The sequence below is a fragment of the Actinosynnema pretiosum genome, assembly GCF_024171695.1.
GTDB classification, from domain to species: Bacteria; Actinomycetota; Actinomycetes; order Mycobacteriales; family Pseudonocardiaceae; genus Actinosynnema; species Actinosynnema pretiosum.
Genome location: NZ_JAMTCF010000002.1, coordinates 508945 through 521941 on the forward strand (window position 1 = coordinate 508945; position 12997 = coordinate 521941).

General features: G+C 74.2%; 11 protein-coding genes and 1 pseudogene. 8 read left to right on the forward strand and 4 right to left on the reverse strand.

What is annotated here, in order from left to right; translation table 11 throughout:
* The first annotated feature begins 1 nt into the window (after nt 1).
* The 3 genes from LV78_RS05640 (at nt 2) to LV78_RS05650 (ending at nt 2922) form a co-directional block, all read left to right on the forward strand.
* Nucleotides 2-385 carry a hypothetical protein gene (locus LV78_RS05640; protein WP_253843643.1) on the forward strand — a complete coding sequence of 128 codons (384 nt, stop codon included), beginning with the start codon at nt 2-4 and terminating at the stop codon, nt 383-385.
* 8 nt (nt 386-393) lie between these two features.
* Nucleotides 394-1356 (forward strand): ROK family protein, encoded by a 963-nt coding sequence (locus tag LV78_RS05645; RefSeq protein WP_372494810.1) that lies wholly within the window; start codon nt 394-396, stop codon nt 1354-1356.
* Nucleotides 1357-1872: 516 nt separating this feature from the next.
* Entirely contained in the window at nt 1873-2922 is a 1050-nt protein-coding gene (locus LV78_RS05650) for an MEDS domain-containing protein (RefSeq protein WP_253843645.1), read from the forward strand.
* 93 nt (nt 2923-3015) lie between these two features.
* Here the strand turns inward: LV78_RS05650 and LV78_RS05655 are convergent, their stop codons facing one another.
* Nucleotides 3016-3480, reverse strand: a complete 465-nt coding sequence (locus LV78_RS05655) for a hypothetical protein (protein WP_253843646.1) — start codon at nt 3478-3480, stop codon at nt 3016-3018.
* Between the two features lie 216 nt (nt 3481-3696).
* On the opposite strand from LV78_RS05655, the gene LV78_RS05660 reads away from it, so the two are divergent.
* The 4 genes from LV78_RS05660 (at nt 3697) to LV78_RS05675 (ending at nt 7960) form a co-directional block, all read left to right on the forward strand.
* Nucleotides 3697-4437 (forward strand): lysophospholipid acyltransferase family protein, encoded by a 741-nt coding sequence (locus tag LV78_RS05660; RefSeq protein WP_253843647.1) that lies wholly within the window; start codon nt 3697-3699, stop codon nt 4435-4437.
* Nucleotides 4438-4677: 240 nt separating this feature from the next.
* Nucleotides 4678-5190: a polyadenylate-specific 3'-exoribonuclease AS gene (locus LV78_RS05665; protein ID WP_253843648.1), complete on the forward strand. Its 513-nt coding sequence runs from the start codon at nt 4678-4680 to the stop codon at nt 5188-5190.
* A gap of 87 nt (nt 5191-5277) precedes the next feature.
* Nucleotides 5278-6303 carry a 6-phosphofructokinase gene (locus tag LV78_RS05670; protein ID WP_041837437.1) on the forward strand — a complete coding sequence of 342 codons (1026 nt, stop codon included), beginning with the start codon at nt 5278-5280 and terminating at the stop codon, nt 6301-6303.
* A gap of 268 nt (nt 6304-6571) precedes the next feature.
* Nucleotides 6572-7960, forward strand: a complete 1389-nt coding sequence (locus LV78_RS05675; RefSeq protein ID WP_253843649.1) for a class II 3-deoxy-7-phosphoheptulonate synthase — start codon at nt 6572-6574, stop codon at nt 7958-7960.
* Between the two features lie 168 nt (nt 7961-8128).
* Here LV78_RS05675 and LV78_RS41490 read toward each other — a convergent pair whose 3' ends face one another.
* The gene (locus LV78_RS41490) at nt 8129-9526 is read right to left on the reverse strand and encodes a Stk1 family PASTA domain-containing Ser/Thr kinase (protein ID WP_308208679.1); all 1398 of its coding nucleotides are present in this window, start codon (nt 9524-9526) and stop codon (nt 8129-8131) included.
* Nucleotides 9527-9589: 63 nt separating this feature from the next.
* A pseudogene (locus LV78_RS05685) lies at nt 9590-10660 on the reverse strand (protein kinase domain-containing protein); the annotation flags it as partial.
* 221 nt (nt 10661-10881) lie between these two features.
* Between LV78_RS05685 and LV78_RS05690 the strand changes: the two are divergent.
* A complete protein-coding gene (locus tag LV78_RS05690; RefSeq protein ID WP_253843650.1) occupies nt 10882-11247 on the forward strand; it encodes an Rv2175c family DNA-binding protein in 366 nt (121 codons plus the stop codon).
* Nucleotides 11248-11428: 181 nt separating this feature from the next.
* Here the strand turns inward: LV78_RS05690 and mptB are convergent, their stop codons facing one another.
* Nucleotides 11429-12889: a polyprenol phosphomannose-dependent alpha 1,6 mannosyltransferase MptB gene (gene mptB / locus LV78_RS05695; protein ID WP_253843651.1), complete on the reverse strand. Its 1461-nt coding sequence runs from the start codon at nt 12887-12889 to the stop codon at nt 11429-11431.
* Nucleotides 12890-12997: the final 108 nt, after the last annotated feature.

The following is a 12997-nucleotide window of genomic DNA, read 5'->3' on the forward strand; positions in this document are numbered from 1 at the left end:
CGTGGCCGATGCCAAGCTGGTCGAGGAGTTGCGGCTGCTGCTGGACGCGGCGGCCGAGCGGGCGGAGCCGTGGCTGCACCGCGTCGCGGCGGCCGAGGACGGGCACGACCCGGCGGCGTGCGGGTGGTGCCCGCTGTGCAACGCGGTGGCGCTGGCGCGCGGCGACCGGTCGCAGCTGGCGTCCAGGGCGGCGGAGCACGTGGCCGGGCTGATCGCGGTGCTGCGGACGGCGCTGGCCGAGGCGGACGCGAAGGCGGCGCGGGGCGGCGCCGGCGGCGGCGCGGCGGGTCCGTTCGGCGCGGAGCCCGACGCCGCCGGTCCCGAGGAGCCCGCTGTCGCGCGACCGCGCGTGCAGCGCATCCCCGTGGTGCGCAAGCCGTGCTGACGATCGGGATCGACGTCGGCGGGACCAGCGTGCGGGCCGGGGTGGTGGACGCGGACGGCGCGGTGCTCGACACCACGCGCGCGGCCACGCCCGGTGACGAGCGGGCGCTGGAGGAGGCCATCGGCGGGGCGGTGCACGAGCTGGCCGAGCGGCACGAGGTCGCGGCGGTCGGGCTCGCGGTCGCCGGGTTCGTGGCCTCGGACCGGCGCACGGTGATGTTCGCGCCGCACCTGGCGTGGCGGCACGCGCCGGTGGCCGAGCGGATCTCCGAGCGGGTCGGGATGCCGGTGGTGCTGGAGCACGACGCGAACGCGGCGGCGCTGGCCGAGCACCGGTTCGGCGCGGCGCGCGGCGCGGGCGTCGCGGTGCTGGTCGCCGTGGGCACCGGCATCGGCGGGGCGCTGCTGATCGACGGCGAGGTGTTCCGGGGCGCCCACGGCGTGGCGCCGGAGCTGGGGCACCTGCGGCTGGTCCCGGACGGCAGGCCGTGCCCGTGCGGCAAGAGCGGGTGCTGGGAGCGGTACTGCAGCGGCACCGCGCTGAGCTCGACGGCCGTGGAGCTGCTCGCGAAGCACCCCGGCGTGTCGACGGTGCTGGCGCGGGAGGCGCGCGGCGACGCGCGGGCGATCACCGGCAGGCGGGTGGCGGGCGCGGCCCGCGACGGCGACCCGCTGGCGCAGCGCGCGGTCGAGGACCTGGCCCGGTGGCTGGGGGAGGGGCTGGCGCTCGTCGCGGACGTGTACGACCCGGAGGTGATCGTGGTCGGCGGCGGGGTGTCCGAGTCGGCGACCCTGTTCCTGGACGACGCCCGCGAGCACTACGCGTCCGCCGTGACCGGCGCGGGCCACCGCCCGCTGGCCAGGATCAGGACGGCGCAGCTGGGCGACGACGCGGGGCTGGTCGGGGTCGCGACCCTGGCGCGTGACCTGGCGGTGGGCGCGGCGCAGGCGCCCGGCGGGCGGGTGGGCTGACGGGCGGTCGGGGCGGCGGGCCTCTCGTGGTCGGCGTACCGCTCGGATTGGTATACCGCTTGGATCAGCGCGCCGCTCGGGTCGGCGGGCCTCTCGGGGGCGGCGTACCGCTCGGGTCAGCGCGCCGCTCGGGGGCGGCATACCCCTCGGATCAGCGCGCCGCTTGGGGCGGCGCGCCGTTCGGATCGGCACGCGCGGCACCGTTCTCCGGTGGGGGACGGGCTCGACCGGACCCGGCTGGCGGGCCCGGTGGCGGCTGACCTGGGCGGGCGTCGACAGCGGCAGCCGGTGGCGGCAGCGGGTCTCGGCAGCGGGCAGCGGGTCGCCCGCCGGTGGGCGCGATGTCGCCCTGCGGCGGCCCTCCGGCCGACGCGGCGTCCATCGGCGGGGTCAGCCCGGTGGTCCCCACGGCCGGTGGGAGCGCTCTCATGACCGCGTCGCCGGGATCGTGGTCGTTCGGCCCGCGGATCATTCCGGCGCGGCGCGGCCCCCGCTGATCCACGTACGATCCACCCCGTGCGCGACTCCGGTGCCGACAACCCCGTTCGAGGGGCGGCGGTCGCCCCCGAGCGTGGTGGGCGACCCCGCCACCCGGTCGTTCCCGCACGCGGAGCCAGGACCGGACCCGCCTCCCGCGCCACCCCCGGCGCGAGCCACGACACCGTCCTGTGCTCCTCCGACTCCGACCTGCTCGCCTCCGCCGGTTCCTTCGCCGCCGAAGGCCTCGCCCTCGGCGAGCCGGTCCTCCTGGCCTGCGCCCCGGAGCGCGCCGAGCTGCTGCGCTCCCGCCTCGCCCCCGTCCCCGGCCTGCTCGACCTCCCCCCGGACGAGCGCCCCGCCGAAGCCCTCCTCGTGCTGCGCCGCAAGGTGGACGACCTCCTCGGGGGCGGCGCCCCCGCCGTCCGGGTGGTCGGGGGCGCGCCCTCCCCCCGCACCGGGGCGAGCTGGGACTGGTGGGCCAGGTTCGAGCTCGCGGTGACCGAGGTGTTCGCCGACGCCCCCGTGCGCGTCCTCTGCCCCTACGACCTGCCCGCCACCCCGGACCGGGTGGTGGCCGACGTCCTGCGCGCGCACCCCGGCCTGCTCCGCCCGGACGGCGAGCGGGTGCCCAACCCCGGTCACGCGCCCGGCGCGGTCGTGGCCGGGGACCCGCCGCACCCGCTCGAAGCGGGCCCCCCGCTGGTCGACGTGCTCGACCCCGCCCCGGCCGACGCGCGCCGGGCGGTCGAGCGGGCCACCTCGGGGACCGCGCTCACCGACGACGAGCACGACGACGTGGTCTACGCGGCCAGCGAGGCGGTCACCAACGGGCTCAGCCACGGCCGCGCCCCGGTGCGCCTGCGGGTCTGGGCGGACCGGGCGCGGGTCCTCGTCGTGGTCACCGACCGGGGGCAGGGGCCGCCGAACCGGCTGGTCGGCCTGGTCCCCACGGAGGGCAGCTCCACGGCGGGCCTCGGCCTGTGGCTCACCCACCGCACCTGCCGCGACGTCGCCCTCACCTGGGGGCGGGACGGGTTCACCGTGCGGGTGCTGGTCGGCGCGCCCAGCCCACCGCGCGAGCGCTGACCGCACTACCGAGAGGACGGCGAAGCGACATCCGGCCGACGAGCCTCCGGCACGCCGAATCGACCCGTCACCAGAAGGACCGGGCGGTCGGCCTCAGAGCTGGGCCCCGTCGTCCCACCCGGAGTCCGGCGGCGGCCCGTTGCGGATGCGCATGATCAGCAGCGCCACGCCCGAGCACAGCACAACCAGCGCCAGCGGCGCCCCGTACTGCGTGGTCAGCCCGAACAGCCCCGGCACCACGAGCAGCACCACACCCACCGCGATCAGCACCAGCGCCGCGATCGTCCCCTTGCGCAACGTCGGCAGCGGCGGCGGTTCCGGCGGGACGTAGTGGTCCTCCGGGTCCTCCTCGGCGACCACCGACGGCTGCCCCTCGGGGCGCAGCGGCACCGGTTCGGCCTCGGCCCTGCTCTCAGCCGACTTCTCGGCCTTCTCGCTCTTGGCCTCGGCCTCGTCGGGCCAGCGCGACCCGACGCCGTCGCGCTCCAGACCCGCGACGATCTCGGCGAACGCCGCGTCCACGTCCTCAGGGCCGTTCGAGTCGCGTCGGGAGTTCATCACCACTGCCCCCAGCCCTCCGGATCGCGGTCGGGGGCGCGGCGGCGCGTCCCCCTGCGGTATCCGGTCCATCGTCGCACGGACTCGCGGTGTTGCGGATTACGGCGACCGGAGGGACTTGCGCGAAACCGACCCCCGACGGGCTTCGTTGTGCCCTGAGGCCCTTGCTCCGTACGCTGGCAGGGGGTAACGGCTGTCGAGGAGGCGCTTCCAACAGTGCTCTACTGGTTGATCAAAAACGTCTTGGTCGGGCCGCTGCTCCAAGTCTTCTTCCGCCCGCGGATCGTCGAGGGCGCCGAGCACGTGCCCGCCGAGGGCGGGGTGATCCTCGCCAGCAACCACCTCGCGGTGTCCGACTCGTTCTTCCTCCCGCTGAAGCTCTCCCGGCGGGTCACGTTCCCCGCCAAGCTGGAGTACTTCACCGGCAAGGGCGTCAAGGGCACGCTGAAGCGGTGGTTCTTCCGGGGCATGGGCCAGGTCCCGATCGACCGCTCCAGCGCCTCGGCCGCGCAGGGCGCGCTGGACACCGGCGTGCGGATCGTCCGCGACGGCAAGGTGCTCGGCATCTACCCCGAGGGCACCCGCTCGCCCGACGGGCGGCTGTACAAGGGCAAGGTCGGCGTCGCCTGGATCGCGCTGGAGTCCGGCGCCCCGGTGATCCCGGTGGCGATGATCGGCACGGACAAGGCCAACCCGATCGGGTCGAAGGTGTGGCGGCCGTACCCGATCAAGATCAAGATCGGCAAGCCGCTGGACTTCTCCCGGTACGCGGGCCTGTCCGGCGACCGGTTCGTGCTGCGGTCGATCACCGACGAGATCATGTACGCGCTGATGGAGCTGTCCGGCCAGGAGTACGTGGACGTCTACGCGGCCAAGGCCAAGGAGGCCGACGCGGCGGGCGGCAAGCCCGGCACGCCGCCCGCTGCGGGCAGGCTCCCGGACAGCAAGGCGAGCTGAGGACGGCGCGGCCGGGCGCTGGGGGCCCGGCCGGGTTTTTCTCGAATACTTTTCATGTTTTGCCCCCCGTTCGGGGGCGGCGGGCTCCCACGTGTGGCGTACAGCTCATTTTTCCGGTCACCGACCGCCGAGCCCCGGAACCCGCCCCCGAGCCCGCCACGAGCGCGCTGGGGCGTCCTGCGCGGCCACCGCGCGGCCCCGGCGTCCGGTGCGCCCGCACCGGCCCCCTAGGGTGTTCCGATGCGGTTCTTCTACGACTGTGAGTTCATCGAGGACGGGGTCACGATCGACCTCGTCTCCATCGGCGTCGTCGACGAGGAAGGCCGCGAGTTCTACGCCATCTCGACCGAGTTCGACCCCGAGAAGGCCGGGCCGTGGGTGCGGGAGAACGTCCTCAACCAGCTCCCGCCGCCCTCCAGCAAGGCCTACATGAGCCGCACCCGCCTGCGCGCTGAGCTGCTGGAATTCCTCGGCGGGGCCAAGGCGAACCGGGACCACGTCGAGCTGTGGGCGTGGTTCGCCGCCTACGACCACGTGGCCCTCGCCCAGCTGTGGGGCGCCATGCCCGCGCTGCCGCGCAGCCTCCCCAGGTTCACCCGCGACCTGCGCCAGCGGTGGGAGGACGTGGGCAAGCCCGCCCTCCCCGCGCCGCCCAAGGACGCCCACGACGCGCTCGCCGACGCCCGCCACAACCTCGTGAAGTGGAAGGTCATCGAGGAGCACTGGCAGCGGCGCGGGCACACCGCCCGCTGAGGCACCCCCCTCTTCGCTGCACCGATCCAGCGCGTGTCACGCTTGGGTGACCCACGACACGACGATGAAGAGATGGGTGACGAGCAGATGCGCATCGGTGTGCTCACCGGCGGTGGAGACTGCCCCGGCCTCAACGCGGTGATCCGCGGTGTTGTCCGCAAGGGCGTGGAGACCCACGGCTGGGACGTCCTCGGCTTCCGCAACGGGTGGCAGGGGCCGATCGAGGGGCTCACCAAGCCGATCGGTCTCGCCGACGTCGAGGACATCCTCACCCGCGGCGGCACCATCCTCGGCTCCTCGCGGACCAACCCCTACAAGGTCGAGGGCGGCGTCGAGGCCATCCGCAAGACCCTCAAGGAGCACGGGGTCGACGCGCTGATCGCCATCGGCGGCGAGGACACCCTCGGCGTGGCGAAGCGGCTCACCGACGACGGCATCGGCGTCGTCGGCGTCCCGAAGACCATCGACAACGACCTCGGCGCGACCGACTACACGTTCGGCTTCGACACCGCCGTGCACATCGCCACCGAGGCGATCGACCGGCTGCGCACCACCGCCGAGTCGCACCACCGCGCGCTCGTCGTGGAGGTCATGGGCCGCCACGCGGGCTGGATCGCGCTGCACTCCGGCCTCGCGGGCGGCGCCAACGTCATCCTCGTGCCCGAGCGCGAGTTCGACGTGGACCAGGTCGTCACGTGGGTCGAGCGCCGCTTCGAGAAGCAGTACGCGCCGATCATCGTGGTCGCCGAGGGCGCCATCCCGCAGGGCGGCGCCGAGGTGCTGCACTCCGGCGAGAAGGACGCCTTCGGGCATGTCCGCCTCGGCGGCGTCGGCACCTGGCTGGCGGAGGAGATCGCGCAGCGCACCGGCAAGGAGTCCCGCGCGGTCGTGCTGGGCCACGTCCAGCGCGGCGGCATCCCGACCGCCTACGACCGCGTGCTCGCCACCCGGTTCGGCCTGCACGCGGTGGACGCGGTCGCCGACGGCGACTTCGGCGTCATGGTCGCCCTGAAGGGCACCGACATCGTGCGCGTGAAGCTCAGCGAGGCGACCGCCGAGCTGAAGACCGTGCCGCTGGAGCGGTACCAGGAGGCCGAGGTCTTCTTCGGCTGAGTTCTCGCGGCTCCCCCCGAGCCGTTCGGCGATCCCCGGTCCGCGCCTCGCGGGCCGGGGATCACCCGTTCCAGGGGCTCGGCGCGTCCCCGCGACCAGTGCACCGGTCAGTCCCCCCGCACGTTCGCCACGGCCATCGCCAGCAGGCGCGCCGCGAGCTCGTCGGTCAGCGCCGCGTTTTCATTCGTTCGGGGGGTCTCCACACCCGGCATCGCGCACAGGCCACCCACGGCCATCCCAGGGACTAGGAAGGCCTACTCTTTAACACGTGAACTGGACCGTGGACGTGCCCGTTGACACGCTTCCCGAGCTCCCGCCGCTCCCGCCCGAGCTCCGCGCTCGGCTGGACGACGCGCTCGGCAGGCCGGCCGCCCAGCAGCCCGAGTGGCCGGACGCCGACCTCGCGCGCCGGGTTCGCGCCGTGCTGGAGAGCGTGCCCCCCATCACCGTGCCCGCCGAGATCGACCGGCTCCGCGAGCACCTGGCCTCCGTCGCGCGCGGCGAGGCCTTCATGCTGCAGGGCGGCGACTGCGCGGAGACGTTCGCGGACAACACCGAGCCGCACATCCGCGCGAACGTGCGCACCCTGCTCCAGATGGCCGTGGTCCTCACCTACGGCGCCAGCCTCCCCGTCGTGAAGATCGGCCGGATCGCGGGCCAGTACGCCAAGCCGCGCTCCTCCGGCACGGACGCGCTCGGCCTGCCGTCGTACCGGGGCGACATCATCAACTCGCTGGTGCCCACCCCCGAGGCCCGCGTCGCCGACCCCGGCCGCATGATCCGCGCCTACGCCAACGCGGGCGCGGCGATGAACCTGCTGCGCGCCATGACCACCGCGGGCATGGCCGACCTGCACCGGCTGCACGACTGGAACAAGGACTTCGTGCGCACCTCGCCCGCGGGCGAGCGGTACGAGGCGCTGGCCGCCGAGATCGACCGGGGCCTGCGCTTCATGTCGGCGTGCGGCGTGAACGACTCCTCGCTGCACAGCACGGAGATCTTCGCCTCGCACGAGGCCCTGCTGCTCGACTACGAGCGGGCCCTGCTGCGCCTGGACACCACCAGCGGCCAGCCGAAGCTGTACGACCTGTCCTCGCACTTCCTGTGGATCGGCGACCGGACCCGGCAGCTGGACGGCGCGCACATCGCGTTCGCCGAGCTGCTGGCCAACCCGATCGGCCTGAAGATCGGCCCGTCCACCACGCCCGAGATGGCCGTGGAGTACGTCGAGCGCCTCGACCCGCACAACCAGCCCGGCAGGCTGACCCTGATCAGCCGCATGGGCAACGGCAAGGTGCGCGACGTGCTGCCCGCGATCGTCGAGAAGGTCACCGCCTCCGGCCACCAGGTGATCTGGCAGTGCGACCCGATGCACGGCAACACGCACGAGTCGTCCACCGGCTACAAGACCCGGCACTTCGACCGGATCGTGGACGAGGTGCAGGGCTTCTTCGAGGTGCACCGCAGGCTCGGCACGCACCCCGGCGGCATCCACATCGAGCTGACCGGCGAGGACGTCACCGAGTGCCTGGGCGGCGCCCAGGAGATCTCGGACACCGACCTGGCCGGCCGCTACGAGACCGCGTGCGACCCGCGCCTGAACACCCAGCAGTCGCTGGAGCTGGCCTTCCTGGTCGCGGAGATGCTCCGCTCCTGACGGCCCCGACGTCCCGCTGAACGCCCCGCTCCCGGTCCGCCGGGGGCGGGGCGTTCGCCGTTCGGGGCGGCAGGTCCCGGAACGAGCCCGGAACGAGCGGGGCACGAGCCCGGAACGAGAAGGGCCCCGGCAGCGCGCGGCTGCCGGGGCCCTTCTCGTGCGTGCGGATCAGATCCCGACCAGGGTGACCCGGCTGCCCTTCTCGACCTTCGTGCCCGCGTCGGGGCTCTGGTTGAACACCCGAGCCCGGTCGCTGCCGTTGAACTGGACCTCGACCTCGAGGCCGAGCTTCTCCAGGTCCTTGCGCGCGTCCTTGACCCGCTTGCCCTTGACCTCGGGCACGGTGACCGCGCCGCCGGACACCACGACGGTGACCTTCTTGTCGCCCTCCGGCAGGTTCGCGCCCGCCTCCGGCGTGGTCCGGATGACCTTGCCGTCCTCGACGCCCTGCACGAACTCGGCCTTGCCCTCGACCGGCTCGAAGCCCGCGGCGGTCAGCTCGGCGAACGCGTCCGCCTTGCTCTTGCCCCGCACGTCCGGCACCGGCTTGGGCTCGGGGCCCTTGCTCAGCACGATGGTGATCTTCGTGCCGATCGGCACCTGGGTGCCCGGCTCGGGCTTGAGCGTGACGACCTTGCCCACCGGGACGGTGGCGCTGTAGGCGTTCTCGGCCTCGTTGACCTCGCCTTCGAGGCCGACCAGCTTGAGCTCCTGCTGCGCGACCGCGACGTCCAGGTTCGACTTGAGCTGCGGCACCACCGGCCTGCCCAGCGAGACCGTGACCCGCACCAGGTCGCCGCGCATCAGCTCGGTGCCCGCCGCCGGGTCGGTGCGCAGCACCTCGCCCTTGGGCACGGTGTCGTTGGCCTCCATGGAGGTGACGAACTTCAGCGACGCGTCGCCCAGCAGCGCCGACAGCTCGGACTCCTGCTTGCCGACCAGCTCGGGCACGTCCGCGTAGCGGCCCGCCGCCATCCACCAGCCGATGACGCCCGCCAGGATCGCGGCGACCACGGCCACCGAGGTCCAGGTGATGAACTGCCGCTTGCTGCGCTGGCGCTCCTCCTCCAGGACCTGCTCGGGCGTCTTCTTCGGCCCCTTGGGCTTGCGCGGCTTGGGCGCGGGGGCGGGCGGCGCGGACGGCATGACGCCCGGCCTGGCCAGCGCCATCGTGCCCTGCGGACCGGTCGGGCCACCCGGCTTGGGGCGGGCCACCGGCAGCGTCGGCTCGGCGAAGCCGCTCGCGGGCGTCCCGGTCACCGGCGGGATCTGCAGGGTCTCCTCGGCGCCGCCGACCACGGTCGCCTCGTCGTCCGCGTCGGGCTTGGCGTGCGCGCCCGCGCTCACGGGGACGCCGCCCGCAGGTGTGCCCGCCGCCGGGACACCTCCGGGAGGGGTGCTCGTGGGGAAGCCGTCCGCGCCGACGGGGACGCCGCCGGGGGGCGTGCCGACCGGGAAGCCGGGCGCCGGGGTGGCGGGCGCGGGGGTGCCGCCGGGCGGCGTGGTGACCGGGAAGCCGGGCGCCGGCGTGCCGAGGCCCGCCGCGCCCAGACCCGCCGCGCCCATGCCCGCTGCGGCGACCCCGCCGGTGGGCACCGGCTGCGAGGTCGTGGGCGGCAGCGGGACGCGCTGCGAGGCCGACACCGGGACCTGCTGCGAGGTCGACGGGGTCAGCGGCACCTGCTGGGACACCCCTGGGGCCAGCGGCACCTGCTGCGAGGTGGACGGCGGCAGCGGGACGCGCTGCGAGGTCGCCGGGGGGAGCGGCACGTGCTGCGAGGTCGACGGAGGCTGCGGCGCGCCGGGGAACGGCGCGGGCGCGGCCAGCGGCGTGCGCGTGGTCGGCAGCGGCACCTGAACCGCCGCCAGGCCCAGCTTCGTCCGCGCGGCCTCCACCTCGGCCAGGAACGCGGCGGCGTCCGCGGGCCGCAGGAACGGCTCCTTGCGGGTCGCCCTGCGCACCAGCTCCGCCACCTCGGCGGGCACCCCCTCGACCGGCGGCACCACGTCGTTGACGTGCCGGTACGCCACCGAGATCGCGCTGTCCCCGACGTACGGCGGCGCGCCGGTGAGCATCTCGTACAGCACGATGCCCGCCTGGTACACGTCGCTGCGCGCGTCGGCCGCGCCGGTGGCGACCTGCTCGGGCGAGAGGTAGGCGACGGTGCCCATGATGACGCTGTCGCTGGTGATCCCGGACCCGGACATCGCCCGCGCCAACCCGAAGTCGGCGACCTTGACGACGCCGTCCGCGCCGATCAGCACGTTCTCCGGCTTCACGTCGCGGTGCACCAGGTCGGCCCGGTGCGCGGCGGCCAGCGCCCCGAGCACCCGCTCCAGCACGGACAGCGCGAGCGCGGGGTCCAGCCTGCCGCGCTCCACCAGCAGGTCGCGCAGCGTCCCGCCCTCGACCAGCTCCATCACGAGGAACACCCGGTCCTCGTCGACGCCCTGGTCGTGCACGGCCACCACGCCGGGGTGGTGCAGCCGCGCGGCGGTGCGCGCCTCGCCCTCGAAGCGGGCGACGAAGGACGGGTCCGCCGAGAAGCGCGAGTCCATCACCTTGATGGCCACCGGCCGGTCCAGGCGGGTGTCCACGCCCCGGTAGACGGCGGACATCCCTCCCCTGGCGACGAGGGAGCCGATCTGGTAGCGGTGTTCCAGCAGCCCGCCGGTCACGTGAGTCGACGACCTTTCCACAGGGGTGGATCGTACGGTGGAGGAGATACCGGCCGAACCCGTGAGTCGCGCCCGCGCACCCGATCATGGCGGCTCCGCTGTGGGATTGCCGTCAAGGCGAGGGGCGTTCGGGCGGTGAACGGCCCGGCGAACAGCGGGTTTCCGGTGGGTGGCGGGCTTTTGACACCCATTACCCGGTTGGCGCAGGGCGTTGCTCCCCGCGCTGTGGCATCGTGGCGTTCGTGAGTGCGATTCCTGCCGCTGCTGATGTGCTGGCTCCCGAGATCGAGGTCCTCGGCATGGCCGAGGCCGCTGAGCGGCTCGGCCAGCCGGTCAACCGTGTTCACCAGTTGCTGCGCGACGGTCAGCTCCTCGCTGAGCGGCGCGACGGCGTCCTGGTCGTCCCCGCCGACTTCATCGCCGCCGGAAGCGTGGTGAAGGGGCTCCCCGGCACCATCACGGTGCTGCGCGACTCCGGCTTCTCCACCGAGGAGATGCTGCGCTGGCTGTTCACCGAGGACGACACCCTGCCCGGCAGCCCCATCGAGGCGCTGCGCGGCGACCGGGGCCGCGAGGTCAAGCGCAGGGCGCAGGCCATGGCCTTCTGACGCGCGGGGACCGGCCGCGCCGCGCGGCAGGAGCCCGGAACACCACGAACCGGAACACCACGAAGCAGACCTGGGCGCGCCGAGCACGTCCGCAGCGCGTCCGAACGCCTTCCGGGCGGTTCCCCCTGGGGAGCCGCCCGGCCCGCTCTCCGGGGTCGGTTCCGGCGCGCGGTGGGCCAAGCTAGGGCTTGCCCGAGAGCCGGAGCGGGTCGTCCTTGGTCAGCGAGACCGCCGCGAGCGCCGACAGCAGCACCGCCACCAGCAGGTAGCCCCACGAGTAGAGCGCGGTGTCGCCGTTCGGGAACGTCACGAGCAGCAGCCAGGTGGAGAAGAACGCCACGGTCGTCAGCCCGGTGACCGTCCAGGCCAGGCCCGCGCCCAGCACCAGCGGCCAGGCGAAGTACCAGGGCAGCGTGGCGGGGGAGAGCAGCGCCACCGCCAGCATGGTCACCGCCGCGCGGAACACCGCGTTCGGGCCGCCGTCCTCGGCCGCCCGCCACTGCCGCCAGGCGATGAACACCAGCAGCGCCGAGCCGATGGCGCGCGCCACGGTCAGGAACACGCCCTGGTCCAGGTGCACGAAGACCGACACCAGGGTGTGCGCGAAGTCGCCGACCGCGCTGGGCAGCGACAGCCAGTTCACGATCATCGAGGACGTGCTCAGCGCGGGCAGCCAGCCGAGGTCCCGCCCGGCGATCAGGCTCGTCGCGGTGAACACCACGGCGAACACCGCCACGCCGCGCCCGATGGCCCGGCCGATCGCGGCCCGCCGGGGACCCGGCATCCGAGCCGCCCAGACCAGCACCAGGAACGGCAGCGCGACCGCCGCCGTGGCCTTGACCGCCACGCCCAGCGTCACCAGCACGATCCCGCCGACGTGCTTGCCGTCGAGCACCAGCAGCACCCCTGCGGCCATCAGGCCGACCATCAGCATGTCGTTGTGCGCGCCGCCGATCAGGTGCACCAGCACCAGCGGGTTGGCCGCCGCGAACCACAGCGCCACGGGCGGTCGCCCGCCAAGGTGCCTGGCCAGGCCCGGCAGCGACCAGCACACCAGCCCGAGCCCCGCGACCAGCACCAGCCGCAGCAGCACCACGCCGCCGATGACGCTGCCCGCCGTCAGCCACACCACGCCCTCGGACAGCAGCACGAACAGCGGGCCGTACGGGGCGGGCGTGTTCTGCCAGACCCAGCTCACGTTGTCCGACAGCGGGCTCTGGAGCACCGCCGGGCCGACCTCGTACGGGTCGAGCCCGTTGAGCGCGAGCTGGCCCTGCGCCAGGTAGCTGTAGATGTCCTTGCTGAACAGCGGCGGCGCGAACAGCAGCGGCAGCGTCCAGGCGCCCACCGCCGCGAGCACCGCGCGGCTGCCCACGTGCCCGCGCAGCACCATCCGGCCCAGCCGGACCCACGCCCACACCACCAGCGCGAGCCCGACGTACAGCACGGCGGTGGCCAGGTCCTGGCCGTGGCCGTAGCGGATCCAGCTCAGGGAGGTCGCGGCCAGCAGGGGGTCGCGCTTGACGACCGCGCCCGCGCCGCTGCCGCCGAGCGCGACGAGCATGACCCCCGCGACGCCCAGCAGGATCGTCCGGACGGGGATGCCGCGCGGCTCGAGACCAGGGGTCGCCGAAGAGCGCACCGGCTCGACGCTTGCGGTGCTCGAACGAGAGGAATACGGAGTCGCGGCCATCGCCGGAACATCGTCGCACAACGCGCGCGCGAGGCGGGATGCAATGGCTCTCACGCG

Excerpts from the sequence above, each read along its gene's own strand:
- LV78_RS05655 (WP_253843646.1), bottom strand. The coding sequence starts at position 3,480 with ATGAACTCCCGACGCGACTCGAACGGCCCTGAGGACGTGGACGCGGCG.
- LV78_RS05665 (WP_253843648.1), top strand. The coding sequence starts at position 4,678 with ATGCGGTTCTTCTACGACTGTGAGTTCATCGAGGACGGGGTCACGATC.
- LV78_RS05670 (WP_041837437.1), top strand. The coding sequence starts at position 5,278 with ATGCGCATCGGTGTGCTCACCGGCGGTGGAGACTGCCCCGGCCTCAAC.
- LV78_RS41490 (WP_308208679.1), bottom strand. The coding sequence starts at position 9,526 with ATGGGCGCGGCGGGTCTGGGCGCGGCGGGCCTCGGCACGCCGGCGCCC.